Genomic DNA, 25,699 nt, shown 5'->3' on the forward strand with positions numbered 1-25,699 from the left:
ATCACTCACTCCTCAAGCTATTCACAGGGTTCATCAAAGCAGCTTTAATTGATTTATAGCCAATGGTAAAAATGGCAATAATAAAAACCATGACAAAAAATAGGCTCATCAAACCAATATCGATATTCGAATGAAAAGTAAAAATGCTAAGAAAAAATAAGCCTAAAGCGTACCCAATCGGTAAGGCTATTAACCCCGCAATGAGTAATAATTTTATAAAACTGAGCGAAAGTACTCTCACGATTTCCCAAACTGAAGCTCCCATTACTTTACGAATTCCAATTTCTTTAGTACGTTTTTCGGTAGTATATGTTACCATTCCAAGTAAACCCATAATGGCAATTACAAAAATAACCATCGAAGCCAGACTCATCATTTTCATATCTTCGGCAGGATAATAACGGTCGTACATATCTCTTTCATACCACGAATACACCATTGATTGGTAAGGATAATTGGTTTTCCAAAGTTTTTTCATTTCAGCTAAAAAATCATCTTCTGAAGTATGTTCGTTGGTTTTAATGGAAAGAACTTGAAATTGTGAGGGATTATACTGAAAAATTAAAGGTTGTATGTCAAACTGATAGTTAAAATGACAAAAATTCTGTACAATTCCTACTACTTGTACTTCGGTAGCATTATTTAGGATGATTGTCTTACCAATAGCTTCTTGGGACGTTCCCAAATGAAGTCTCTGCACCGCTTTTTGATTGATTACTACAAAATTTGTAGCCGAATCTGATTTTGAAATGGGTAAGTTTTGACCAGCCACAAATTTCAATTTCATATTTTCTATAAAATTTCTATCTACTGCATAATAATAAGCAGCCTCGTTTTTGGCTTTTTTGTTGGCTTTCACTCCAAATTCAGCGGTCATTCCGCCAAAAGGAATCGAAGTGAGTCCGACCTCTTCTACATTTCTATTTTTTGAAATTTCGTCTATTAATAATTGATAATTTTTGTTGGCAAGGGTAATATTGAAAATGCCTTTTCTATTAAAATTTTCGTTTTCGGTAGCCATATAATTAAACTGACTGTACATGTGTCCTATAAAAAAAATAAACACCATTGTAACCACAAACTGAATGACTACCAGACTTTTACGGAAACTTATTTTACCAAAAGATGCTGGTGAAAGCGTGCCTTTCAAGACACTTACTGGCTGAAAACTCGACAATATCCAAGCGGGCAATGCTCCTGCCAAGATACCCAAAAGCAAAGTAAATATTAAGAAAACAAGCCAAATAATAGTCTGATTTTCAACTTCCCACGTTACCCATTGCACATGGATTGTTTGCTTCATTAAAAACAAAATAACTATACCAACAAATAATGCAAATAAGGCTATCATAATGGCTTCGCATATAAATTGGATAATCAATTGACTGCGAACTGCTCCCATTACTTTTCGTACGCCAACTTCTTTCGAACGACTCAACGAGCGAGCCAAAGTCAGGTTAGTATAATTGAAGCCTGCCAATATTAAAATCATGAGTGGAATTGCAAAATTGGATGAAATGTCTGCCAAATCTTCTACATAAGGATTAAAACGAAGTTTTTCCAAACTCGGCGAAATATCTTTGATAGCTTGCTTACGAAAATGATTGGTTTTTTTGGCGGAAATTATGTTTTCATTACTCTTTTTGGCAATTTCGTTGAGTGCCAAGTCAAGAGAATTTGGCTGTGCATTGGCTTGTAATTTAACAAAAGTATGCATTTTGTAGCTTGCCCACGACTGTGGATTGGCGGCTTCTTGATTAGAACTGGTATAAGTTGCCATCGAAATCATTACATCGCTTCTGAACATTGTTTGCTTTTTAAATGGCTTCAAGACGCCTGTTATCTTGAAAGAACCATAAGTTGGATGCGATAATATTTTTCCAACAGGGTTGACTTCATTGAAGAATTTTTGTGCCATTTCGTGACTCAAAACGAGGCTATTTGGCTCTAATGGCAGCGAACCGTTTGCTAAACTAAAACCAAAAATTTCGAAAAAAGTAGGCTCCACATAGATGGTGTTTACCCTAATAGTTTTTATCCGATTGGTCAATTCCCAACTGAAATCTCTGACTACTTTTGTGGCTTTTTCGACGCAAGTATAATTATTCTTTAAATTATCAGACAGCAAAAAAGGTGAAGAAGCATAGCTAACTTTGCCGCCTTCATTGGAGTTTTCGTCGGTGATAATGCGATAGATTCGGTTTGAGTTTGGATGAAAATTATCAAATTCAAAAGAACTACGCAACTGCATCAACGAAAGCAAAGCAAATGGAATTGCCAAGCCTAAACCCATAATATTGATAAAAGAAAAGAGTTTGTTTTTCCAAAGGTTTCGGAAGGCTATTTTTATATAATTAGCCCCCAAACCCCCGCTGAAGGTTTTAAAAATTGAGTTTTTCATAATTATAATTTTCTATAATGATTTTTATATAAAGCTCCATCGGGTTTGGGTCGGACCGCCGATGCGGACTCTGCTTCACTCAGTCTTCAAACTCTTCACCGGATTCATCAAAGCGGCTTTAATGGCTTGATAACTCACTGTTAGTAAGGCAATTATCGTTGAAGCACAACCCGCCACAGCAAAAATCCACCAATGCAAATCGGTTTTGTAAGCAAAATCTTCGAGCCATTTGCTCATTAAATAATAGCCAATGGGCGTGGCAATGACGAAGGCGACTAAGACTAATTTCAGGAAGTCTTTCGAGATAAGCGTAACGATATTCGGGATACTTGCACCCAACACTTTTCTTACGCCGATTTCTTTGGTTCGTTGCTCGATTACGATTAAAGCAATGGCAAAAAGCCCCATGCAAGAAAGTAAGATAGCAATTCCTGCGGCAGTGGTGAAAATCTGCGAAAGTCGTTCTTCTTTCTTATACCAACGGTTTACGTTTTCGTCTAAAAATGAACCTTCAAACTCAGTTTGTGGAGCGATTTCTTTCCAAGTTTTCTTGACCAAATCCATAGAAGCAGCCATGTTTTGTGAACTTACACGCACAAAAACGTAGCTAATACGAGTTCCTCTGTTGATTTGTAATGTAATAGCTTGATTTTTTTGGTGCAACGAATACAAATTAAAGTCAGAAATCACGCCAATGATTTTGAGCCTTCCTTCCAACGAATCAGGCATGACAAATTTATCAATGGCAGTTTTTTCGCCCATTTGCTTCACAAAACTTTCGGTTACAACAATTGCACTCGAATCGGTGCCATATTGTGTCGAAAAATCACGTCCTTGTAACAATTTCATATCCATTGTTTTCAAAAAATCATACTCAACAAATAACCAATCGCTCAAAATCGGCTTGGCATTGCTCAAATTACTGGCATCAGGATAATAGTCAAAACCCGATGTACTCCTCGACGAGCTACCATCTAAACCTCGACCAATGTTTACCCTTGAGCCACTCACTGCTACAACCGAAGGGTATTTTGATAGTTCATTTCGCATCTTCTGAACAGCCACCGTGCCTTTCATTGCACCGTTTATGGGTACACTTATCACTTGCTCTTTATTATAGCCCAATGGTTTTGTTTGCAAATACTTGAGTTGCTGCATGATTACCAAAGTGCAGCTAATAAGCAAGCACGCAATTGTAAACTGGGTGGTTATAAGTGAGTTACGCAAAAACCCTGGTTTTTTCATGGTCAACTTTCCTTTCAAAACCTCTACGATATTGAACCTTGAAGCGACCATTGCTGGATAGCCACCCGCAATAAAAGTAACCAGTAAGAATCCTATTATAGTAATCAATAAGTTACTAATAACCAAGAAGTTAGCGATAGAAAGGTGCGAGCTAAACATTTTATTGAACTGTGGCAAAGAAATATATGCCAAAGCTAAACCAAGCAATAAAGCAAGCCAAGATACCAAAAATGCCTCTCCACAATTTTGTATAAAAAGCTGTTCTTTATTTGCTCCGAGCGATTTTCTGACCCCGACTTCTTTTGCCCGTGTGAGCGATTGAGCCACCGAAAGATTAATAAAATTGATAGATGCAATGAGCAAAATTAAGCCCGCAATGGTAAGTAATGTATAAACATAGGCTTTGCTCGTACCACCGCCTGTATTATTACTAAAATGAACATCCAATAAAGGTGTGAGCAATAGGCTATTGTATTGTCCACGTTCGTTTTTGGGGTAGCCTTGCTTTTTTGCCTCTTCAAAACTTATTTTTGAATATTTTTGAAGAAAAGGTTCAAGGCGTTTTTCAAAAGTTGCCTGACTGACATTGGATGAAAGTTTGATAAAAACCTCATGGTTTTGAGAAGTCCAATCGTTTTTTCTACTTTCGTAATTTGGGTGCGTTTCGGTGCGAATATAAGCATCATATTCTATCGAAGAATTTTCTGGAAAGTCGGTCATTACGCCCGTAACCACAAAGGGCGATGGTTTCCCCTCAATATCCAGTGTCAATTGCTTGCCCATCGGTTCTTCTTTACCAAAAACATCTTTCGCCATATTCTCACTAATCACAATATTGTCTAAAGCTGCCAACGACGTATTAGCGTTGCCTTTTAGTAGCGGAAAAGAGAACATTTTAAAAAAATCGGCATCTGCACTTCGTATCGTTTTATCAAACTTTTTGCCATTATATGTTACTCCACCCGCCCCCCAATTAATGCGTGTAACTCCTTCCACTTCTGGAAACTCAGCTTTCAAGGCAGGCGTAAGCGGATACGCCATAGAAGTACCAACATTCGGACTGCCGTCTTTGCTCATGGCAGAAAAGTACATCCGAAAAATTCGGTCGGAGTCTTTATGAAAATTATCGAATGAAAGTTCATAAGCCGATGTGAGGTAGAGCAAAATACTGCTTGCGAAGGCAACAGACAAGCCAATGATATTGATGGCTGTGTAGGTTTTGTTTTTCCACAGATTGCGGAGAGCTATTTTTATATAATTGCGTATCATAATTTTGTTATTAGTTATTAGAAATGGGTCAATAGAAAATTGGTTTTACCAGTTACTAAGTCCCAAATAAACCTTAACATTCTACTCAGTCTTCAAACTCTTCACAGGATTCATTAAAGCGGCTTTAATGGCTTGATAACTTACTGTTAGTAAGGTAATTAGCAAAGCACCAAAGCCCGTAAAAACAAATATCCACCAAGAAATATCAGTTCTGTAAGTATATTTTTGTAGCCAATTATTCATAAAATAATAGGCGATTGGTGCAGCGATTAGGCAAGAAATGATAACCAAAACCACAAAGTCTTTTGAGAGCAATCGCCAAACATTGGCTACCGTTGCACCCAAAACTTTTCTGATTCCTATTTCTTTGGTACGTTGCTCGGCTACGAATGAAGCTAAACCAAATAAGCCGAGACAACTAATAAATATGGCGAGAATAGTAAAAAAAGCAGTCAATTTTCCGATTCTTTCTTCATCACCAAACTTTTTGTTGTATTCCGCATCAATAAAAGTATACTCGAACGGAGCAGCAGGACTATACTTTTTAATGACGGTTTCTATTTTAGCTAATGCTTCTCTTGAGCTTACTGTTGGTTTTAGTTTGATATTAAAAACATTTGCAGAGTGATAATCTAACATAAAAACCGAGCGAAAAACAGGTTTATAGGGCGAGTCCATCACCATGTCTTTAATTACGCCAACAATTGTATACGGTTTTCCATCCACCTTCATTAATTTGCCAATGGGTTGTTTTAAACCCATAAATTTTAAAGCAGTTTCGTTCAGAATTATTTCAGACGAATCGGTAGTTAATGCTCGGGAGAAATCTCGACCTTCTTTAATTTGCCAGTTTATCGTTTTCCCAAAGTCATGGGTAACTGCTACGGTTCCAAAATTACCTTGCAAAGCAGGGTCTTTTCCTTCCCATTCATAACCATTATTAATTTCCCAAACACCCGTGATTGGACTTGAAGATTGTGACATTTCGGCTACCGCACCAGTTTCTAAAAAGCTATTTCTGATAGCATCATAATGACCCGAAAGCTCTGGCGTGGAGATGGGAATAGTCAATAATCCTTCTCGACCATACCCAATAGGACGTTCTTTGGCAAATTGTATTTGACGGAAAACGATAACAGTCCCGATGATTAAAGTAACTGAAACAGTGAATTGTAAGACAACCAATACTTTTCGAGGAATAGCCGCCCAACGTCCCAAAAGGAAAGTACCTTTTAAGACTTTGATTGGTTGAAACGAAGACAAATAAAAGGCTGGGTAAAACCCTGCAATCAAACCTGTTATTAAGCTAAATCCGATACTGCACAACCAAAAAATAGGATTTAACCATAAAATTGTCATTTTTTTATCGGCAACTCCATTGAAAAATGGTAAAATCAATTGTACCAAAAGCAAAGACAACACAAAAGACAAAGCCACAACTAAAAATGATTCGCTAAAAAACTGCGTAATCAATTGCCCTCTTACCGAACCAATCGCTTTACGAATTCCTACTTCTTTGGCACGTTTTTCGGAGCGAGCAGTACTCAAATTCATAAAATTGATACATGCCAACAACAATACAAATAAGCCGATTATGCCAAAAAGCCAAATAAATTCAATCTTTCCGCCTGTATTTATACCATTTTCCCAATTAGAATATAAATGCCATTTGCTCATCGGGTGCAGAAAAACTTGTGCGTTAAACTTCTTTTCTTCTTCCTTGACTTTTCTAATTTTAACATCCTTGATTTTCGCCGAAACTTTATCTATATCAGCATTATTGGCTAATTGGGCGAAAGTTTGGACAAAATTACTTCGCCAAGGATTGGTCATTTCCTTTATCCATTTCTCGCTACTTACATATAATTCCCAAGGAGCGATAAATGTTAAATCTCTGAAACTTGAACTATAGGGTAAATCTTCATAAACACCTGTTACTTTTACATTCAGTTTATTGTCGATTTTTAGGAGTTTATTGATAGGGTCTTCTTCACCAAAATAAGCCTTAGCAACCGATTCTGAAAGTAAAATAGACGCAGGTTCTTTCAAACCATCTCGTGTGCCACGTAGCATTTTTAAACTTAACATTTCGGTAATTTTTGGCTCGAAGAAATTACCGCTTTTTTTAAGATTCTTTTCACCATAAGACAAAATATGGTTATTTGTCCAAGCCGACATTACTACATATTTAAAATCACTGCCATATTTATCTAAAATTTCACTTCCTAATAAATATGGATTCGCTGTTTGCGTACCAACCTCACCATTAAATGTCTGATGTTGCATTACTTGGACAATGCGATTATAATTTGGATAAGATTTGTCGTAAGATAATTCATCATACATCCAAAGCCCAATGAGCATAGCCACAGACATACCAACGGCAAGTCCACCAATATTGATAAATGAATATACCTTGTTTTTGACAAGATTTCGGAAGGCGATTTTTATGTAATTGCGTATCATATTTTTGTATTTTGGGGTAATTCCAATATAGAGACAAGGCATGTAACGTCTCTAAGTAACGATTATTCAGTCTTCAAACTCTTCACAGGATTCATTAAAGCGGCTTTTATTGCTTGATAACTCACTGTTAGTAAGGCAATTAGCAAAGTAATCACGCCTGCTCCGACAAAAATCCAAGCCGAAATATCTGTCCGAAAAGCAAAGTCTTTGAGCCAAGTAGTCATGGCATAATAAGCCAATGGTGTAGCGATTATGAAGGCTATACAAACCAATTTCAAGAAGTCTTTTGATAGGAGCTGTACAAGGCTCCAAATACTCGCCCCAAGTACTTTTCTGACACCGATTTCTTTGGTACGTTGCTCGGCTATATACGTAATTAGCCCAAATAAACCTAAGCAAGCAAGCAAGATTGTGAGTAGAGCAAAAATCAAGGCGATTTTTCCGATTCGTTGTTCGGCTCGGTACATTTCATCGAATGATTCTTCCATAAAATGATAATTAAACGGCATTTCAGGAGCTAAAGCCTTCCATTTTGCTTCTACCTGTTTGATGAGTGTTTGAGGTTCATCGGTATTGATTTTAAAAGCCGTTACCCATGCACTTCTGCCGTAGCGAAAACACAAAGGGCCAACTGTTTCACGCATTGATTGGTAATGAAAATTCTTGACAACACCCACAATCGTAAATCCAATTACGTGATTAGGTTCATCATCTCTTACATACAGTTTTTTACCAATTGGTTCATCAAAACCAATCAATTTAGCCGCTTGTTCGTTAAGAATAATGGCTGATGAATCGGTGCTGAAAGCCTTTGAGAAATTCCTTCCTTTCAGCATCTCCATATCGAGCGTAGGAATATAGTTTTCGTCAATATCCCAAGTTTGCATATTGAAGCCATTTTTTGCTGTCATTACGGCTTCTGTCGAAAAAGTATTATCGCTTCTCGATGAATTGGCTACTGGCAAATAGCCCGCAAAAGTTGCATTTTTTACACCCGCTATTTTCTTTACTTCTTCTTTGAAAACATCGTTGTTATCACGCAACGAAGACGTGCCTGTTACGACCAACACTTTATCTTTTGAGAAACCCAAATTTTTATGCTGAATATAATTGAGTTGTTTGTAAATAACGAAGGTAGAAATAACCAAAACCAGCGAAGTAACAAACTGAAAAGTAACCAAAGCATTACGTAAATTGGAGCGTTTGAAATTAGCGTTGAGTTTACTTTTCAAAACCTCTATTGGGCGGAATGAGGATAAGAAGAACGAAGGATAATAGCCCGCCAAAATGCCAACCATCAAGGGTAAAAGTAATAAGAATGGTAAATATTGCAATTGAAAAAACGATTTGAAGCTAAATTGTTTTCCTGCAATTTTATTAAAATACGGAATCAATAAAATTGTAAATAGTAATGATAGTCCAAAAGCTAAATAGCTTGTAAGTACCGACTCCGACATAAACTGCATGATGAGGCTGCTGCGTTGGGTTCCCATCACTTTTCGGATGCCCACTTCTTTGGCACGATTGGCCGAACGGGCCGTGCTAAGATTCATGAAATTAATACAAGCAATGAGCAATAAAAACAACGCCACCAACGAAAAAATATAGACATATTGAATATCGCTATTGGTACCTAATTCATAGATTCTATCTGATTTCAAATGAATATCCACAAGCGGTATAAGAGAATATTGAATATAATTACCCGTTTTTCTGAAATCGTCCATACTATTAATATCCATAAAAGCCTTGGCTTGCGGCAAGATGTATTTATCTACAACTGCATCAAATTTCTTCTCAAATTGCTTATAATCAACACCTTCACGCAGCTTTATATAAGTGTAAAAATTATGGTTCAGAAAACTCCCGAACTTGTAATCGGTAATGTTTTTGAACGAAAAAATCATGTTTGCCTGAAAATGCGAGTTAACGGGCATATCTTCATAAACAGCAGTAATTTTATATTCGACCGACTCTCTCACGCCAATGGTAAGCGTTTTGCCCAGAGCCGAAGTATTGCCAAAATACTTTTGTGCTGTCGTTTGATTGATGATAAGCGTATTGGGTTCGGTCAATGCCGTTTTAACGTTCCCTTCGAGAATATTTAATTGAAAAACATCAAAAAGAGTAGAATCGGCATGAAGGCAATTATTTTCTACTAAAAATTCATTGCCTTTTTTTATAAATCGTCGGCTATTATTGGCATACAAACGAACGTATTGCTCAACTTCGGCATAATCTTTCTTAAGTGTAGCTCCAAAAGGGTCAGAACTCACCGCCATTTTTTGTTCAACTCCACCGAATTTAATATCCGAATTAATGCGATAAATGCGGTCGGCATCTTTAAAATGACGGTCGTAGCTCAGTTCATCCAAAACGTAGAGCGAAATGAGCAAAAAACAAGTAAGCCCGATAGCCAAACCAAAAATATTGATAAAGCTATACAGTTTGTTTTTGAATAGATTTCTTAATGCGATTTTTATGTAATTGCGTATCATAATTTTGTTTGTTTTGGGTAAGATTTGCGTAGAAACAAGGCGTTCCCTTTTCTCTACAACGCAACATGATTATTCAGTTTTCAAGCTCTTTACCGGATTCATCATAGCTGCTCTAATAGATTGCCAACCAACAGTAATTAGAGCAATACAAATAGTTATGGCTGCCGTAAAAGCGAAAATCCACCCATTGAAACTTTCTCGATAAGGATAATTTTCGAGCCATTTTTGAGTAGCATAATATGCAACTGGGAAAGAAAGCACAAATGAAAGACCAACCAGTTTTATGAAATCCGTTGAAAGCAATGCAACAATACTGCTAATTGAAGCACCCAAAACTTTGCGAATTCCGATTTCTTTGGTTCGTTTTTCGGCCGAAAGTGTAGCCAAACCAAACAAACCAATACAAGAAATAAAAATGGTAAGGGCTGCTCCAAAAAGCATAATTTGCTTCCATTTCTCCTCCGATTCGTATGCTTTTTTATTTACTAAATCTCTAAATCTATAAGAATATGGGTTAATAGGAAAAAGGCTTTTGAAGTTTTTCTCGATGTGTGCCAAGCTCGCAGTTTCCGAATTTGGCTTAATTTTGATGTGTACCATGCCAAAACCATTGCTTTTCATAGTAAACATTTGTGGTTTAATTTCTTGCGTAAGAGCATCATAATGATAATCTTTTACTACGCCAACTACCATATATTTTTCATTATCTCTATAAAAAAAATTTATAACCTGCCCGATTGGCTTTTTCCAACCAGCTTTTTTTACGAAGGCTTCATTGACAATAACTGAGTTGGTAGAATCGGCAAAATCTTTTGAAAAATTACGCCCTTCAATAATTTTAATCTTATAAAGTGGCAAATAATCTTCATCAACTGTTTCGTAGGCAAATTGCAAATCAGTTTTTCCATTTACTTGGGCAACAGTTCCCCAATTCCCTCCATTTTTGGGGGCTACCTGCACGATATTTGGGTTTTTCAACAATTGGTCTTTCAAGATCACTGCTTTATCTCTAAATATGTTTTGTCCGAAATCTACCATTATCACATTTTCATCTTTGTAACCTAAGTCTTTGTTTATCAAATAGTTAAACTGTGAAAATATGGTCAAGGTGGCAATTATCAAGAACGAAGCTAAGCCGAACTGTAAGACTACTAAAGACTTTTGAAGATAGTTTTTGCCCGATAAATTAAATCGGTTGTAGAGGGTTTCGACAGGGCTAAAACCAGACATCATAATAGCAGGATAAAATCCTGATAATAAAGATGTTAGAACGAAAGCTCCAAAATAGGCCACTACTAACTTTGCATCAAGCAAATAAGAAAATGAAAGGGCTTTATTGGCAAGTTGATTGAAAGTGGGTAATACCAATTGAAGCAATAAAATAGCCATAATAAAGGCAACGAAACTAAGCAAAAAAGATTCGCCCAAAAACTGCCAAATCAGTTGCTTACGATTACTACCAACCACTTTTCTGACACCAATTTCTTTGGCCCGTTTGAGCGAACGTGCCACCGTAAGATTCACAAAATTGATACATGCTATCAGTAAAATAAAGAGTGCAATGCCCATAAGAATATAAGAAAATGTGGGATTGCTGGCATCAACCAAACCATTTTGTGCAGGATAGTCGGTGCTGAGGTGCATTTCTAATAAGGGTTGCAAAGCATATACTGCTTTTTCTTTAACATTATATTTTGCAGCCATCATTTTAATGGCTTCGGCGGCATCGGCATCATATACTTGCTTCATTTTTGCCTCCACTAGCTTCTTATCTGCTTTTGCATTCAGCAAAACAAAGGTATTTTGAAAGAAATTGAACCAGTTTTCATTATTGCTGTATTCTTTTTCAGCTACAATTTTTGGCAACAAAAAATCAAATTTAACCGATGAATTTTGTGGACATTTTTTCGAGATGCCAGTAATTTGGTAAGGGATAAATTTATCACCTTCTTTTAGTTCTAAGGTTTTGCCCAAAACATCTTTTGTTTTGAAAAACTTCTCTGCCATTTCTTCTGAAATAACGATGGTATTTGGCTTTTGTAGAGCCGTAGCTGGGTTTCCGCTCGCAAGGGGAAAGCTAAAAACCGAAAAGAAATTGGTATCGGCAGCAAGCATTTCATAGCCTTTTATTTCGTCTTTTGTCCGAATATCTTTAAACTGGCTCTGTATTCTTACAAATGCTTCAATTTCTGGTATCTGTGCTTTAAATTTTGGACCTTGAAAATCACCAGTATTACCACCTTTATTATTGATGCTGCCGTCGGGTTTTATCCAAGCGTTGGTAATACGATAGATATTTGGGTTATTGACATGAAACTTATCGTAGCTCACTTCGTCTTTTGTATAAAGCAAGATGAGCATAGCGGCAGTTAAGCCAATAGCCAAACCAGCAATATTGATAAATGAAAAAACCTTGTTACGTACAAGATTTCGGAAGGCGATTTTGATGTAGTTTCGTATCATTTTAGCTGTTGGCAATTAGCCGTTTCGGCGTTCATATTTAGCGATTAACTAAAAAGTGCGATTATTCATTGATTAGACTTCTTGCGAAAGTATTTTATGATTGAAAAATAGTAGATTTTCAAGCGAAAATTGAGGGAATTTTAAAAGCATAGCACCGCTACGGTTGAAAAATTTGCTCAATTTGTAGCCAAAAAGAGGGTGTTTTTCGACTTAAAATACTTTCGCAAGAAGTCTATTATCAAACAAAAAGCTAAAAGCTAATCGCTAATAGCCGAAAAGCCATTTATACATGAAAATTCTCTGTAACAACTTTACCATCAAATAAATTAACAATTCGGTGCGAAAAGCCAGCATCATAAGGCGAGTGCGTAACCATCACAATGGTAGTACCTTCGTTGTTGAGTTCTTGCAAAAGTTTCATTACTTCTTCCCCATTTGTTGAGTCCAAATTACCCGTTGGTTCATCGGCAAGAATCATTTTTGGTTTAGCAACCACCGCTCGTGCAATGGCAACACGCTGCTGCTGTCCGCCCGATAATTGTTGAGGAAAGTGGTTACGACGATGCATCATATTCATACGTTCGAGGGCAATTTCAACTTTACGTTTACGCTCGTCGGCAGGAGTTTTTAGATATAGTAATGGGAGTTCAACATTTTCGTAAACTGTCAATTCGTCAATCAAATTGAAACTTTGGAAAACGAAGCCAATTGCACCTTTTCGGAATGTAGCCCGCTGACGCTCCGACATTGTAGCTACCTCGTTTCCGTAGAAATCATAGCTTCCTGCCGACGGATTATCTAAAAGCCCCAAAATATTGAGTAAAGTAGACTTTCCACAGCCCGACGGCCCCATGATGGCTACAAATTCGCCATCTTTAATTTCCATAGTGATGCCATTCAAGGCAGTAGTTTCGACTTCTTCAGTGGTGAAGATTTTTTGAAGGTTGGTTGTTTTTATCATGATAGATAAGCCCCCTAACTCTCAATGGAGTTAAAAGTTTTTTTATTATATTTTGATTCAATAACATTTTAAATTCCACCAATTGGGGGTTAGAGCAACCGTTATACGAGGCTTTTAAAACTCCAACACCTCGTTATCCCCAAAATTTTCATACGAACTTGTAATCACTTGTTCGCCTACTTGTAAGCCCTCTAAAACCTCAAAAAATTCTGGATTTTTTCGACCTAATGTAATTTTTCTTTTCGAGGCTTTTTTGCCCGATTTGTCTACAACATAAACCCAATTTCCGCCTGTATCAGAGAAAAAGCCTCCTACTGGAATCAAAATTGCTTTAGTTGCTTTGCCCAATTCTAAACGAAGCGGAGAAGATTGCCCACGTTTAATACCTTCTGGAACTCCTTTCGAAAAAATCATATCTACCTGAAAACGCCCGCTTTTTACTTCTGGATAAATTTTGGTTATTTCCAAACCATAATCTTTTCCATTAAACTCAAACGAGCCACCCAAGCCTGCAAAAATTCTTGAAATATAATGTTCATCAATATCGACACGCATCTTAAAACCGTTCAAGTCATCAATTTGTCCAATATTTTGCCCTTGATTAATATTCGAGCCAACTTCCACATCAATCGAAGATAACAAACCTGCAACTGGTGCTTTTACTACTAAGTTTTCGAGGGTTTCACGCCATAACTGCACATTTCTTTGTGTTCGTTCGAGCGTTCCTTCCAATTGTTTTATTTGCATTTCGGCATTTTCTTCTTGGTATCGTTGCGATTCGAGTGTAATTTCACGTTGTTTGATTAGTTTTTCATAATCACGCTTCGACTTCAAATAATCAGATTCAGCAATTACTTTATCAGTAAACAATTTTTTATTTCGGTCGTACAAATCTTTAGTTTGGTCAATCTGAAAATCTAAATCATTGAGTGATTGTCTAATCGTAAATTTCTCAACTTTCAGTCGTTGACGAGTATTTTGAAGGTCGTTTACCAAGCGACTTGCCTCGGTTTCTGATTGTAAAAAATTAAGTTTTAGGTTTTGATTTTCGAGTTTCAAAATCACTTGTCCTTGTTTCACCATGTTTCCACCGTCAACCACTTTTTCTTTTACATAACCACCCACAATTGCATCTAATCTAATAGTTTTCAAAGGCAAAACCACGCCTGTAACAACAATAAATTCGTCAAAATCGCCTTGACTTACAACTGAAACAGTAATCTTATCCTTTTCAACATTGAGTTTTGAGCGTTTATCAGCAAAAGCCAATTGCCAAACCAAGAAAGCTACCAATAATACCCCTCCACCAATCATCGCAATTCGTTGTGTATTCCAAAACTTTTTTTCAATTTGTCTGTCCATCGTGGTATGCAATAAAATCTTAATTTTGTTATTTCATTTATGTTATTTTCCAATCTTATGCCAAAAACATAATTTGTTGATTATCAACTAATTATAAAAAAATATTATTTAAAAACTGTCCGTTTTCGGACAACCATTGTACGTTGTCGGACGTATTCTGATTGTTGATTTTTTCTGATAAAAATTTAAAAACAAACACAATTAATTGATAATCAACTGATTATAAAAACCTTTTCAATAATAATTTGTTGAGGAATAATTTTTGTTATAGATTAGCTAACAGAAAAAGCTATAATAAATATGTCGAAACTCCTAATAATTGATGATGATGTGGATGTGCTAAGTGCTGCCAAACTATTTTTAAAGCGACATTTTGGTCAAGTTGATATTGAAAAAAATCCTGAAAAAATTCCTTTTTTGATTACTAATGGCAATTATGATGTCGTTTTGCTCGACATGAATTTTACCAGAGATGTAAACACTGGCAAAGAGGGCTTTGAATGGCTCGACCGAGTTTTAGATATCGACCCACTTATTTCGGTCGTACTATTTACGGCTTATGGAGATGTCGAAATGGCGGTGCGTGCCATCAAAGTTGGTGCGGTTGATTTTGTGCTAAAACCTTGGGAAAATACTAAATTGCTCGAAACCATGCAGTCTGCATATGAGATTCGACAAGAAAAAATCGGCGGTAGGCAGTCGGCGGTAGGCAGCACAAAAAGCATCTCTAAAACACAAATAATTGGAGATTCGGTGGTGATGAAGAAAATTTTTGAAACCATCGAACGAGTAGCTGCCACTGATGCCAATGTTTTAATATTAGGAGAAAATGGCACTGGTAAAGACCTAATAGCCAGGGATTTACACGAAAAGTCAAATCGTGCCGAAATGTCGTTCGTTCATTCAGATTTAGGTGCAATCTCGGAAACTTTGTTTGAAAGTGAGCTTTTTGGTCACATAAAGGGAGCATTTACCGATGCTCGTGAAGACCGAACAGGGCGTTTTGAAGAAGCCAATAACGGCACCATATTTTTGGATGAAATTGGTAATATCCCATTGCCATTACAAGCCAAATTATTGAATGTTTTGCAAAACCGTAGTATTACAAAAGTTGGCTCAAATAAATCAAAAAATATTGATATTCGCTTAATTTGTGCTACAAATGAGCCAATTTACGACCGAGTTGCTCAACGCACTTTCCGGCAAGATTTGCTTTATCGCATCAACACCATCGAAATAAAATTGCCAGCTCTACGAGAACGTCCAGAAGACATTTTGCCTTTGGCGGAACATTTTTTGAAAATTTACCGTAAAAAATATAACCGCCCAGTCAATACCATCAGTGCGACTTTGGCGAAACAATTACAACGTTATCATTGGGCGGGAAATGTACGAGAACTACAACACGCCGTTGAGCGTGCAGTCATTCTTTCACACGGAACTACACTCCAACCCGAAGATTTTTTCTTTGAAACGAGACAAGAAACTGCACCTTCATTCGACCAAACTTATCAATTGGAAGAAATGGAGAAAATGCTAATAATCAAGACTTTAAAGAAATTCAACGGCAATATTACCGAAGCCGCCCGGGAAATGGGGCTTACCCGCCAAGCTCTTTATCGGAGAGTGGAAAAATACGGGATTTGACTTATACAAATTCAAAAATTTGATTTTTGTAAAATAAAAATTAAACTATAACCACCTAATAATCAAGCATTACACGAGATAATATTTTCTGTTTTTTTTAAACAACAAAGACTTGAAAGTTTGCCTTTCAAGTCTTTATCAGTATAATAATTTTTATTTCAGCCAAACACCGCCAAATACTCCTCTTCCTTAAAACCCACCACCAAAATCTTATCACCTTCCACAATCGGGCGTTTGATAACTGACGTTTTTTCGAGCATTAAACTGATAGCCGAAGCATTATTTATGATTTTACTTTTTTCTTGGTCAGTTAGTTTTTTGTAGGTTGTTCCTGCACGATTAACTAATTTTTCATAAGGAATTTGTGTAAGCCATTCTTCCAATTTTTTGACAGTAATACCTGTCTTCTTGTAATCATGAAACTCGTAAGCAACATTGTGTTCCTTGAGCCAAGTCAAGGCTTTTTTAACAGTATCACAGTTGGGTATTCCGTAAACTTTAATCATTTATAAATGTTTTATTGTCTTTCAAAAAAGAACATTCTTTTTTGTTGTTTGTGGTTTTTCGGCAGTTGCAAAAAGAGGATATTGGTCAAAAATATCTCTGACGATACTCTTAAAATAATTTTTCTTAGAAGAAGCTCTATTAAAAATTCCAGTAGCATAACCTCGCCAAACAACCTCACTTGATTCAGCTTCAATCATCGAAACCATCAAAGTTCCTTTTTCTAAATCATATTTTACAGGACGATACATATAATTATCATCTTCGGTCGATACCCAATTTACTAATGAAGGTTGGTCGTACCCTTTGTATCTTAAACGGTCATAGTAAATAGAAAAATTAACGAGAATATTTGGTTTTTGGGCATTAAACTCATATCCTCTCGCACGCATTTGGTACTGAATTGCTTGTTGAACGTCTTCACATAAAATATTAGTATCACGCTCACATTCTACAAAAGCATACGTAATATACTTTTTGAAATGGGTCGAATATCGGTAGTCATTATCAACAAAAACCCTTGTACAGGCACTCAAAAGCATTATAAAACCAAAAAAAAGGACAGTCTTTTTCATAGAAAGAGCAATTTTAGATAAGACTATAATTCTTCGATTTTACGGGGTTTTTCGCCTGCGGCAAACAATGGATATTGGTCAAAAATGTTTCTGACCACGCTGCGGTAATAATTGATGGGCTTATTTACTTGCTTATTAAAAACACCAGATGCATATCCTCGCCAAATCAAACGGCTACTTTCGGCATCGAGCAGCGACACCAAAATCATTCCGCCTCCAAAGTGAAAGTTTTGAGTTTTATAAGTATCGTCTCCGTCGAAATGATTTACCCAACGGTCGAGCGAAGGTTGGAAGTATCCTTTATAGTCAACTCGATCACGTATTATGCTATAACTCACCAACAAGCCTGGGCCGTCGGCAACTACTTTGTAGCCACGTGCTTTCATTTGACGACGAATCGCGTCTTGGATTTCGGAACAAACAAAGGAAGTATCGATTTCGCAGTTTAAAAAGTTGTAGGTTTTGTACTTTGTGAAGTCTGTTTCATAGCTATAGTCATTATCAACCATCAATTTGAGGGTGTTACAGCTTGATAAAGCAACAATAATTAGTGCGGAGAATAAATAGATTTTTTTCATAAAGTTTACAATTTGTTCAGTTTAGGTACAAATAACTCAAATCAACTATCTACAGACAATCGCAACAGCAATTCATCAAAGTTAATGAATGCTTTTGAAAAATCAAGTGAAATATTTATGATTTCTTGATTTTTTTACAGTTACGAATATATTTATTAAATAATTTTAAAATGATATTATACTCCAAAAACTTCTCTTTCTATGAAAAGCTCCCCTAACCTACGTAGTATTCCAACGCTTTTTTCATTTCTGTCTTCGACACAACTACGTCATATAAACAACTTCCTACACTATTGATGAGCGAAAAACGTATCTCTTTTCCTTTATTTTTTTTGTCTTGTTGTGTGAAGCTCATAATCGCCTCAAAATCACTTTCTTGCATTGGTACTTTGCCATAAATCGAAAAAATAAAATCTTCGATTTGCTCTAAAGTTTTTTCATTGAGTAAACCTCTCTCAAAAGCTATATACGATTCGCAGAGCATTCCGGTTGCAATTGCCTCCCCATGAAGCAACCTTTTTTTTCCTTTATCCAAAAAATACGTCTCTACGGCATGTCCAAGCGTATGTCCGAAGTTTAAAATTTTTCTAATTCCTTGTTCGGTTGGGTCTTGTTCGACTATTTTTTTCTTAATTTCGACCGAATGTGTAATCAAATCTGCTAAATCTTGGTCGACCAAATCTTTTCTTCTGATTTCATTCCATTTTTCACCATCTTGAATCAAACAATGCTTCAAAATTTCGGCAAAACCTGAGCGTTTTTCTCTTTCTGAAAGTGTTTTCAAGAAAACTGGATCAATCAAAACTGCTTTTGGCAAAGTAAAAACGCCCAAATGATTTTTGAATCCATGAAAATCAATGCCTAACTTCCCACCTACGCTTGCATCAACTTGCGAGAGTAGTGTTGTAGGGATTTGAATAAAATCAATGCCTCGCTTGTAAGTTGCAGCACAAAACCCACCCATATCACCGATTACTCCACCGCCCAAATTAATCATCAAAGCATGGCGGTCGAGTTGTGCCTCGGTCATTGCCGACCAAATAATTTCACAAGTTTGGAGATTTTTATGCTCTTCGCCACTTTTTATCGAAATCAAAGTATGTTTTGGCAAAAATTCTTTGACAATTGGATAACAAAAACGCTTGGTGTTTGTATCAACCAATACTATGATTTTAGAATAAACCTTTTGCGGAACGCCGCCCGTAGCAAGAAAAGTTTGTAAACTTTCGGAAATGGAAGAAATTACGACTGACATTTGACTTTTTGATTGATTAAAAAGTCAAAGTTAGCAATTGAAGAGGAGAAATATTTTGAATAAAGAAGAAAAACTGCGAAGATGCGTAAAAAAAACCTGCAAAGTCTTCTTTTCAGACCTTACAGGTTTGGATATGGTTAATCCAACAAATCCCATTTAAAAATACCCAATTTCGAGAAGAAATAACAAATCGAAACTCGCAAAACACCCAAACCATATTTGGAACTTCGTACAAAATTGATAGATGATGCTTCTTCAAAATATTTAGTCGGACATGTAACTTCAGCAATCTCGAAGCCTTTCCAAAAGATTTGGGCAATCATTTCATTATCAAAAATAAAATCATCGTCGCATTTTTGGAAAGGAACTGCTTGCAATACTTCCTTAGAAAATGCACGATAACCAGTATGATATTCTGATAGTTTTTGGTTCATCAAAATATTTTGTGTGAGAGTCAAAAAACGATTGGCAATATATTTATAAAGTGGCATTCCGCCCTTCAAAGCACCTTTACCTAAGATTCTTGAACCAAAAACCACAGGGTATAAGTCTTCACCTATGATACTCACCATTGCCCGAATGAGCTTAGGTGTATATTGATAATCGGGATGCACCATCACTACAATATCAGCCCCAATTTCGAGGGCTTTTGTATAGCAAGTTTTCTGATTTCCACCATAGCCTTTGTTTACATCATGCCTTATAACATGCTGAATACCAATACTTTGAGCTACTTTTGTGGTATCGTCTGGGCTGTGGTCATCTACTAAAATCACTTCATCCACAATATCGAAAGGAATCTCTTTATAAGTACGTTCTACGGTCAACGACGCACGGTAGGCGGGCATAACGATAACTACTTTTTTGCCATTATACATGAATTATTCGAGTTTTCGGTGCATTTTTGCAAACCGATTAGTTTAAAACTTTGTTACAAAATAGATAAGGTTTCACTTAATTTGCAAGATTAACCTTGTTTTTAGTGTTTGCTATTAGGTATTGTATGGCAAACAAAATGCCAAGATTTAGGTAGTTTTTATATAAATATTGATTTTATGACTTTTTCAAACGAAAGTATATTTTTTATTGGTTTTGCAATTTTCGTTGGTTTCGTGATGGCACTTGATTTGGGAGCATTCAGCAAATCGACAAGCCACAAAGTTAGTTTCAAGGAAGCGGGTATTTGGAGTGCCGTTTGGGTGGCTTTAGCCGTTGGATTCTTCTTCTTTTTACGTCAATACGGCTACTTGATTCATGATATTAGCGATGCTTCTCACCTTGAATTGCTGAAGGCAAAATATTATGAAAAAATGCAATTACCCTCAGATTTTGATATTGCTTTAAAGAAATTTCAAAATAGCATGGCGATTGACTACTTAACAGGATATTTGACAGAATATTCTCTTTCAGTAGATAATATTTTTGTATTTATATTGATTTTCAATTCGTTCGGTGTACGTGAAAAATTTTACAAAAAAGTGTTGGTCTGGGGAATTTTAGGGTCAATTATTTTGCGTTTTATATTTATCTTTATTGGGGCAGCTTTGATTCAACAATTTGATTGGATTCTTTATTTATTTGGTGGATTTTTGGTTTATACTGGGCTGAAAATATTTTTCAGTAAAGACGAAGATGCAGAAAATATCGAGCCAGCCAATCATCCAATAGTTAAGTTGGCATCGAAAGTTTTCAATGTTTACAAAAGAAATGTTACCGATAACTTCTTGATTTACAACAAGAAAATCAGAAAATGGTACATTACGCCTTTGTTTTTGGTGATGCTCGTAATTGCAGGAACTGACGTAGTTTTTGCGGTAGATTCAATTCCGGCTATTTTTTCGATTACAAAAGACCCCTATATTGTATTTTTCTCGAATGTTTTTGCTATCATGGGCTTGCGTTCGATGTTTTTCTTTTTATCGAGCATTATGGGGCTTTTCCGCTTCTTGAAATATGGTTTAGGAGTTTTGCTGACTTTTATTGGCTTAAAAATGCTTCTACACCACCAAATGGAAGCCTTTGGCTTTACAAACACTTATTCACTATTTGTCATTATCGGAATTTTGGCTGTAAGTATCGGAGCATCAGTTTTGATTCCTGAGAAGAAAATAGGGTAAAACTAAGATAAAAACCTGTAAGGTCATGGCTACCCCGTTTTAAAAAGATCTTACAGGTTTTGCAACTATTTAAACTTAACACTGCTAAAATTTCCATTAACAATGATTTTGCAGTCACTTGAGCCTTTTCCTATTTTGCCAATATAATATTTAGTAGGATTAAAAGAATAATGTTCATTATTCTTTTTTGAATCTGTTTCCGAGTTTCTGGTGAAAGAAACCCCCCGATTCACAGGATAAGCAAAATCTCCATAGTTGGCTTTTACCTCAAAATCGTAGGCAATATCATCGCTAAGTGTCAGGTTTACAGGCGAATAACTGGCGTTAATATCCAATTCTTTTACATTTTTGCCCAAGCCCCCTAATTTAAAACCTCCAGAAAACTCCAATCGAAGATTTGATGATTCTCGTATCATACCTATCATGCCACTCGAATAAGAGATTTTTGCATCCATTTTACCAACTTCTTTAATATCAATTTCGCCAAAACTATTATTAAAATCAAAATCATTGGCTTTTTCCATTTTTATGCCCGAATAGGATGCCTTCAATTTCCCGCCCGACATCGACCTAATATAAGAGTTTTTACAAAATTCCAGACGAATATCCGATTGAGCATTTGTAATATCTTCGGCAACTAATTGACCATAACTTTGGTGAACCGTCAGAATATTTGTGAAAGTTGGTAAATAGGTATTTCCGAAAGAATTTTTTACTTTTAGAGCATTATTTTTAGGCATAAACACCTGATAATCAATTTTTAATGAGTTCTTATCATCACTTCCACCTTTCCAATTCCAAGTATTGTTTTTATAATTCCCCTCTTCACGGTCGATTATAGTTTTAATACTTACCTGACCATCGGCTTTTTTTCCGACCACATCAACCATTTGCATGAAGTTTGATGCTCGTTCTTCGGAAGTTGCATTTGCCAAAATAATAACTTCAACTTTTAGTTCATTTTTATCCCAAAAGCTAACCTTAATATCTCCAAATTGGTTTTCAAGTGAAATTTTATCTGCCCCCGTTACGCTGTAAGAAAAAGTAACATTTTTCTTTTTCTCTATCCATTGGGGATCAGTTTGCTCCTTTTGGTCAGTGTTTGCATTTGTTTTTCCATAAAAGAAAAAACAAATCAAGACCATAGCTCCTTTCATTATTGAGCTGTAATTATATAACTGTGTTAATTTTTTCATTTTTTGACGCTTTAATTTTTTGAATTATTTGTAACTGCTGGTTCAACAGTTCGATCTGCATACTTAGGTTTTGCATCATTGCTTTCAATAACTCCTCCTGATTCGGATTTTTAGGCAATTCGGCTTTAAGTTTTTGATAATCGTGGTCTAAACCTTTCAAATCGGTATTAAAATCATGGTAAAGCATTGGATCTTCTTGCTCCAAAAACTTTAATTCTCCTCGCTTTTGTTCAACTAACGATGTAAACTGTGTTAGTTCTTTAGCATACGTCGGACTCAAAGCTACAATATCAGGATTTTGGGCAAGCGATTTTCCATAATTAAAGGCTAAATAACTGATAGTTAGTACAATAGCAATACTTGCGGCAATTCTCCAAGCAAATTTTGGCCCACCCAAAGACACGATTTTCCCATTCAATCTCTTGCTTTTTGGTAATTTTTTGGCAGTTTCTGTCTCAATTTTTTTCCATAAGTCATTCGATGGTTCATAGTCATCAAAGGCCTCACGGTTATCTCTCACAAATCTTTCTAAACGGTCTTTCATACCCTAATTTTTTTGATGTTTTTCTTTCGACAATAGGCTATTGATTACCTAAAACATTTGTCTATCCATAATCTCCAACAGCCTTTTCTTGGCTCGCATATACTGCGTACGAGAAGTGCTTTCGTTTATATTCAAAATCTTCCCTATTTCTTCGTGGTCGTATCCTTCAAATAAATACAACGACAGCACAACTCTAAAACCTTCGGGCAATTGCTGCATTGCCCGTTTCACTCGCTCTACTTCAAACTTTGCTTCTTGTTCGTTATAAGTTTCTTGGTAGTCGGCAATGTCATTTTCATCACCGCCAAACTCCTCAATATCAACCAGTTGCATTTTTCTCGACCTAATCTGATTGATAGCTTTATTGACCACAATTTGTTTCAACCAAACGCCAAATGTGGCTTCTTGACGAAAATCTCCAATTTTTGCAAAAGCATCAATAAACGATTCTTGCAAAATATCTTCTGCTTCACCCACATGATTCAATATTCGCATACAGACACTAAACATAGCCTTAGAGTAAAGCTTGTACAGTTCATACTGTGCCTTACTTTCGCCACGTTTGCATCGCTCGACCAAATCGAAATGCTTGTTGATGAATACAGTGTTTGTCAGAAAAGTATTGTGTTTTATGGTTTCAAACAAATGACGGAACAAAAAACAAAATGTTGCACGAAACATAAAACGATTTAAGAAATCGTTTGTAAATCGTTGATTATAAATACTTTACAAATCAAAAAAATACATAAACAGAAGACAAGCTCGAAATAACTCCCAATAAAAAACCCATTCCAACCTGTGAAGAAGTATGAGCGTTGAGTGCCAAACGAGCAGAAATAATAACACCAGCCAAAAGAATAAGGCAAAGAAGAGGAATAAAAAGAGCCGTTTCTCCAAATTGTATCATTATGCCTGCCAAAGCCCCAATCATACCACCAATACCTGCAGCGTGAGCCGATATTTGCCACCAAAGACTAATGATAGCTACGAAAAAAATAACTATTGAAATGCTCCAAAGGATATATGCACAAGGAAAAAGCACAGAATTTTTGGAAAGAATTATATAACCGACAATAGCATAAATAGCAGCTGTTAGAAAATACGGAATGCGTCTATCACTTAAGTTTTCCAATTTTATACTTCCGATAATGCCCCAGCGTTTCAATAAAAAAATAAAATAAGCAGGCAATGCAAAAGTATAAAAAAAGGTAAAGGCTATAAAACCGATTTTAAACAAAAAACCAAGCGATTCGGCTCCAATGACGGTCGGAGCAAGAGAAAACAATATCAAAAATAAAAATGTAGGCATCAATAAAGGATGCAAAACAACAGAAAGAAAATTGGCGAGTCGAGTATTCAAGGATTAAATCGTTTTTTTGTCAAAGTTATTAGAAAATTTTGAAAATTTGGAGCTATATGCTTTAAGCATTTTTTTTGAGCATATTGTCTAAAGATTAAGTCATAATTTTGAAAGTTTTCTTTCCAACGAACTAAAACCAAAAGTCGGTCGTTATTCTAATTCAAATAAAAATATTAGGTCTATGTATTGGATATTATTCCGAAACCTAACATCTTTGCATCCCAAATGAATATTCGTCTCCCCATAATGCCAGTTCGACGATTCCGATATATCAATATCAGACAGTAATCGTTTTGCCTTTATGGCAAAGCACCTCCCTATCAAAGTTTTCTTATTTTTTCAATTAAAACCATTTAGGATACAGCGTCTCCGTTTGAGGAAAGCCCAATAAATGACGATGAATAACACAGCACTCACATCCGAAGATTTATATATTGTGCAAGTAGCCAATGAAAGCCACTATAATTTGGCTGAAACTATTTGCGATGAAATGGCAGAAAGTGCCAAAGCAAGAGGCACAGGTATTGCGAAACGATCGCCCGATTATTTGAGAGAAAAAATGCGTGAAGGCAAAGCTATCATTGCACTCACCAAAAAGGGTGAATGGATGGGCTTTTGCTACATTGAAACATGGGAACATGGTAAATTTGTAGCCAATTCGGGTCTAATCGTTCATCCAGAATTCAGAAAAAGTGGTATTGCCACCCGCATCAAGCAAACAGCATTTGAACTTTCTCGAACAAAATATCCTGATGCCAAAATTATTGGTCTAACCACGAGTTTGGCAGTGATGAAAATCAACTCCGATTTGGGTTACGAACCAACAACATTTAGCGAACTACCAGCCGATGATGCCTTTTGGAAAGGCTGCTCAAGTTGTGTAAACTATGACGTGCTTACACGTACCAACCGCAAGCATTGTTTGTGTACAGGCATGCTTTTCGACCCCGTTGAAGCGAAAAAGAAAGAAGAAGCAGGAAAAAAAGACGAAAAATGGGATTTTCTAACCGAATCGCCTTTGTATGAACGTTGGATGAGATTTAAACAGCGAATCTTATTACGACGTGAGGAACGTCGAAAAAAAAAATTAGTAGAAGCGGAATTGATGGCATAATTGAAACCATTAAAGGTATAATTGATTAAAAATCAGTCGATATTCAATAGACTTCCTGCGAAAGTATTTTAAGTCGAAAAACACCATCTTTTCGGCTACAAATTGAGCAAATTTTTCAACCGTAGCGGTGCTATGCTTTCAAAA

19 protein-coding genes are annotated in these 25,699 nt (G+C 36.2%); 3 read left to right on the top strand and 16 right to left on the bottom strand.

Going from position 1 to position 25,699, the window contains the following annotated elements; all coding sequences use genetic code 11:
• Position 1 precedes the first annotated feature (1 nt).
• The 7 genes from ACH2CJ_RS01025 to ACH2CJ_RS01055 form a co-directional block, all read right to left on the bottom strand.
• Positions 2–2,401, bottom strand: coding sequence for an ABC transporter permease (locus tag ACH2CJ_RS01025; RefSeq protein ID WP_394990208.1), 2,400 nt, complete (start codon positions 2,399–2,401; stop codon positions 2–4).
• A 75-nt stretch (positions 2,402–2,476) separates the two neighbouring features.
• Positions 2,477–4,915 carry an ABC transporter permease gene (locus ACH2CJ_RS01030; protein ID WP_394990209.1) on the bottom strand — a complete coding sequence of 813 codons (2,439 nt, stop codon included), beginning with the start codon at positions 4,913–4,915 and terminating at the stop codon, positions 2,477–2,479.
• A gap of 81 nt (positions 4,916–4,996) precedes the next feature.
• Positions 4,997–7,381 (bottom strand): ABC transporter permease, encoded by a 2,385-nt coding sequence (locus ACH2CJ_RS01035; RefSeq protein ID WP_394990210.1) that lies wholly within the window; start codon positions 7,379–7,381, stop codon positions 4,997–4,999.
• Between the two features lie 62 nt (positions 7,382–7,443).
• The gene (locus ACH2CJ_RS01040) at positions 7,444–9,879 is read right to left on the bottom strand and encodes an ABC transporter permease (RefSeq protein ID WP_394990211.1); all 2,436 of its coding nucleotides are present in this window, start codon (positions 9,877–9,879) and stop codon (positions 7,444–7,446) included.
• 69 nt (positions 9,880–9,948) lie between these two features.
• Positions 9,949–12,342 (bottom strand): ABC transporter permease, encoded by a 2,394-nt coding sequence (locus tag ACH2CJ_RS01045; RefSeq protein WP_394990212.1) that lies wholly within the window; start codon positions 12,340–12,342, stop codon positions 9,949–9,951.
• A gap of 283 nt (positions 12,343–12,625) precedes the next feature.
• Positions 12,626–13,303 (bottom strand): ABC transporter ATP-binding protein, encoded by a 678-nt coding sequence (locus ACH2CJ_RS01050; RefSeq protein ID WP_394990213.1) that lies wholly within the window; start codon positions 13,301–13,303, stop codon positions 12,626–12,628.
• Positions 13,304–13,417: 114 nt separating this feature from the next.
• A complete protein-coding gene (locus ACH2CJ_RS01055; RefSeq protein WP_394990214.1) occupies positions 13,418–14,665 on the bottom strand; it encodes an efflux RND transporter periplasmic adaptor subunit in 1,248 nt (415 codons plus the stop codon).
• Positions 14,666–14,965: 300 nt separating this feature from the next.
• Between ACH2CJ_RS01055 and ACH2CJ_RS01060 the strand changes: the two genes are divergently transcribed.
• Positions 14,966–16,312, top strand: coding sequence for a sigma-54-dependent transcriptional regulator (locus tag ACH2CJ_RS01060; RefSeq protein ID WP_394990215.1), 1,347 nt, complete (start codon positions 14,966–14,968; stop codon positions 16,310–16,312).
• Positions 16,313–16,470: 158 nt separating this feature from the next.
• Here ACH2CJ_RS01060 and ACH2CJ_RS01065 read toward each other — a convergent pair whose 3' ends face one another.
• From ACH2CJ_RS01065 to ACH2CJ_RS01085, 5 genes are all read right to left on the bottom strand, one after another.
• Positions 16,471–16,818, bottom strand: coding sequence for an arsenate reductase (locus ACH2CJ_RS01065; RefSeq protein WP_394990216.1), 348 nt, complete (start codon positions 16,816–16,818; stop codon positions 16,471–16,473).
• A gap of 21 nt (positions 16,819–16,839) precedes the next feature.
• A complete protein-coding gene (locus ACH2CJ_RS01070) occupies positions 16,840–17,391 on the bottom strand; it encodes a DUF4136 domain-containing protein (RefSeq protein WP_394990217.1) in 552 nt (183 codons plus the stop codon).
• Positions 17,392–17,414: 23 nt separating this feature from the next.
• Positions 17,415–17,969, bottom strand: a complete 555-nt coding sequence (locus ACH2CJ_RS01075; RefSeq protein ID WP_394990218.1) for a DUF4136 domain-containing protein — start codon at positions 17,967–17,969, stop codon at positions 17,415–17,417.
• A gap of 214 nt (positions 17,970–18,183) precedes the next feature.
• Entirely contained in the window at positions 18,184–19,224 is a 1,041-nt protein-coding gene (gene aroB, locus ACH2CJ_RS01080) for a 3-dehydroquinate synthase (RefSeq protein ID WP_394990219.1), read from the bottom strand.
• Positions 19,225–19,361: 137 nt separating this feature from the next.
• A complete protein-coding gene (locus ACH2CJ_RS01085) occupies positions 19,362–20,102 on the bottom strand; it encodes a glycosyltransferase family 2 protein (RefSeq protein WP_394990220.1) in 741 nt (246 codons plus the stop codon).
• Between the two features lie 177 nt (positions 20,103–20,279).
• Here ACH2CJ_RS01085 and ACH2CJ_RS01090 point away from each other — a divergent pair, with 177 nt between their 5' ends.
• Positions 20,280–21,341 carry a TerC/Alx family metal homeostasis membrane protein gene (locus ACH2CJ_RS01090; protein ID WP_394990221.1) on the top strand — a complete coding sequence of 354 codons (1,062 nt, stop codon included), beginning with the start codon at positions 20,280–20,282 and terminating at the stop codon, positions 21,339–21,341.
• Between the two features lie 65 nt (positions 21,342–21,406).
• Here ACH2CJ_RS01090 and ACH2CJ_RS01095 read toward each other — a convergent pair whose 3' ends face one another.
• The 4 genes from ACH2CJ_RS01095 to ACH2CJ_RS01110 form a co-directional block, all read right to left on the bottom strand.
• A complete protein-coding gene (locus tag ACH2CJ_RS01095) occupies positions 21,407–22,537 on the bottom strand; it encodes a DUF4097 family beta strand repeat-containing protein (protein ID WP_394990222.1) in 1,131 nt (376 codons plus the stop codon).
• Positions 22,512–23,081: a hypothetical protein gene (locus ACH2CJ_RS01100; protein WP_394990223.1), complete on the bottom strand. Its 570-nt coding sequence runs from the start codon at positions 23,079–23,081 to the stop codon at positions 22,512–22,514. The genes ACH2CJ_RS01095 and ACH2CJ_RS01100 overlap by 26 nt, the downstream gene beginning before the upstream one ends.
• A gap of 48 nt (positions 23,082–23,129) precedes the next feature.
• Positions 23,130–23,696, bottom strand: coding sequence for an RNA polymerase sigma factor (locus ACH2CJ_RS01105; RefSeq protein ID WP_394990227.1), 567 nt, complete (start codon positions 23,694–23,696; stop codon positions 23,130–23,132).
• 118 nt (positions 23,697–23,814) lie between these two features.
• On the bottom strand, positions 23,815–24,441 hold the full coding sequence (locus ACH2CJ_RS01110) for a hypothetical protein (RefSeq protein WP_394990224.1): 627 nt from the start codon (positions 24,439–24,441) through the stop codon (positions 23,815–23,817).
• Between the two features lie 397 nt (positions 24,442–24,838).
• Between ACH2CJ_RS01110 and ACH2CJ_RS01115 the strand changes: the two genes are divergently transcribed.
• Positions 24,839–25,555 (top strand): GNAT family N-acetyltransferase, encoded by a 717-nt coding sequence (locus ACH2CJ_RS01115; protein WP_394990225.1) that lies wholly within the window; start codon positions 24,839–24,841, stop codon positions 25,553–25,555.
• The last annotated feature ends 144 nt before the right edge of the window (positions 25,556–25,699 follow it).

The organism is Emticicia sp. (genome assembly GCF_043780375.1).
In the GTDB taxonomy this organism is placed as follows: domain Bacteria; phylum Bacteroidota; class Bacteroidia; order Cytophagales; family Spirosomataceae; genus Emticicia.

Coding starts and splice junctions, on each gene's coding strand:
- ACH2CJ_RS01025 (WP_394990208.1), bottom strand. CDS start 2,401: ATGAAAAACTCAATTTTTAAAACCTTCAGCGGGGGTTTGGGGGCTAAT.
- ACH2CJ_RS01030 (WP_394990209.1), bottom strand. CDS start 4,915: ATGATACGCAATTATATAAAAATAGCTCTCCGCAATCTGTGGAAAAAC.
- ACH2CJ_RS01035 (WP_394990210.1), bottom strand. CDS start 7,381: ATGATACGCAATTACATAAAAATCGCCTTCCGAAATCTTGTCAAAAAC.
- ACH2CJ_RS01040 (WP_394990211.1), bottom strand. CDS start 9,879: ATGATACGCAATTACATAAAAATCGCATTAAGAAATCTATTCAAAAAC.
- ACH2CJ_RS01045 (WP_394990212.1), bottom strand. CDS start 12,342: ATGATACGAAACTACATCAAAATCGCCTTCCGAAATCTTGTACGTAAC.
- ACH2CJ_RS01050 (WP_394990213.1), bottom strand. CDS start 13,303: ATGATAAAAACAACCAACCTTCAAAAAATCTTCACCACTGAAGAAGTC.
- ACH2CJ_RS01055 (WP_394990214.1), bottom strand. CDS start 14,665: ATGGACAGACAAATTGAAAAAAAGTTTTGGAATACACAACGAATTGCG.
- ACH2CJ_RS01060 (WP_394990215.1), top strand. CDS start 14,966: ATGTCGAAACTCCTAATAATTGATGATGATGTGGATGTGCTAAGTGCT.
- ACH2CJ_RS01065 (WP_394990216.1), bottom strand. CDS start 16,818: ATGATTAAAGTTTACGGAATACCCAACTGTGATACTGTTAAAAAAGCC.
- ACH2CJ_RS01070 (WP_394990217.1), bottom strand. CDS start 17,391: ATGAAAAAGACTGTCCTTTTTTTTGGTTTTATAATGCTTTTGAGTGCC.
- ACH2CJ_RS01075 (WP_394990218.1), bottom strand. CDS start 17,969: ATGAAAAAAATCTATTTATTCTCCGCACTAATTATTGTTGCTTTATCA.
- aroB (WP_394990219.1), bottom strand. CDS start 19,224: ATGTCAGTCGTAATTTCTTCCATTTCCGAAAGTTTACAAACTTTTCTT.
- ACH2CJ_RS01085 (WP_394990220.1), bottom strand. CDS start 20,102: ATGTATAATGGCAAAAAAGTAGTTATCGTTATGCCCGCCTACCGTGCG.
- ACH2CJ_RS01090 (WP_394990221.1), top strand. CDS start 20,280: ATGACTTTTTCAAACGAAAGTATATTTTTTATTGGTTTTGCAATTTTC.
- ACH2CJ_RS01095 (WP_394990222.1), bottom strand. CDS start 22,537: ATGAAAAAATTAACACAGTTATATAATTACAGCTCAATAATGAAAGGA.
- ACH2CJ_RS01100 (WP_394990223.1), bottom strand. CDS start 23,081: ATGAAAGACCGTTTAGAAAGATTTGTGAGAGATAACCGTGAGGCCTTT.
- ACH2CJ_RS01115 (WP_394990225.1), top strand. CDS start 24,839: ATGAATAACACAGCACTCACATCCGAAGATTTATATATTGTGCAAGTA.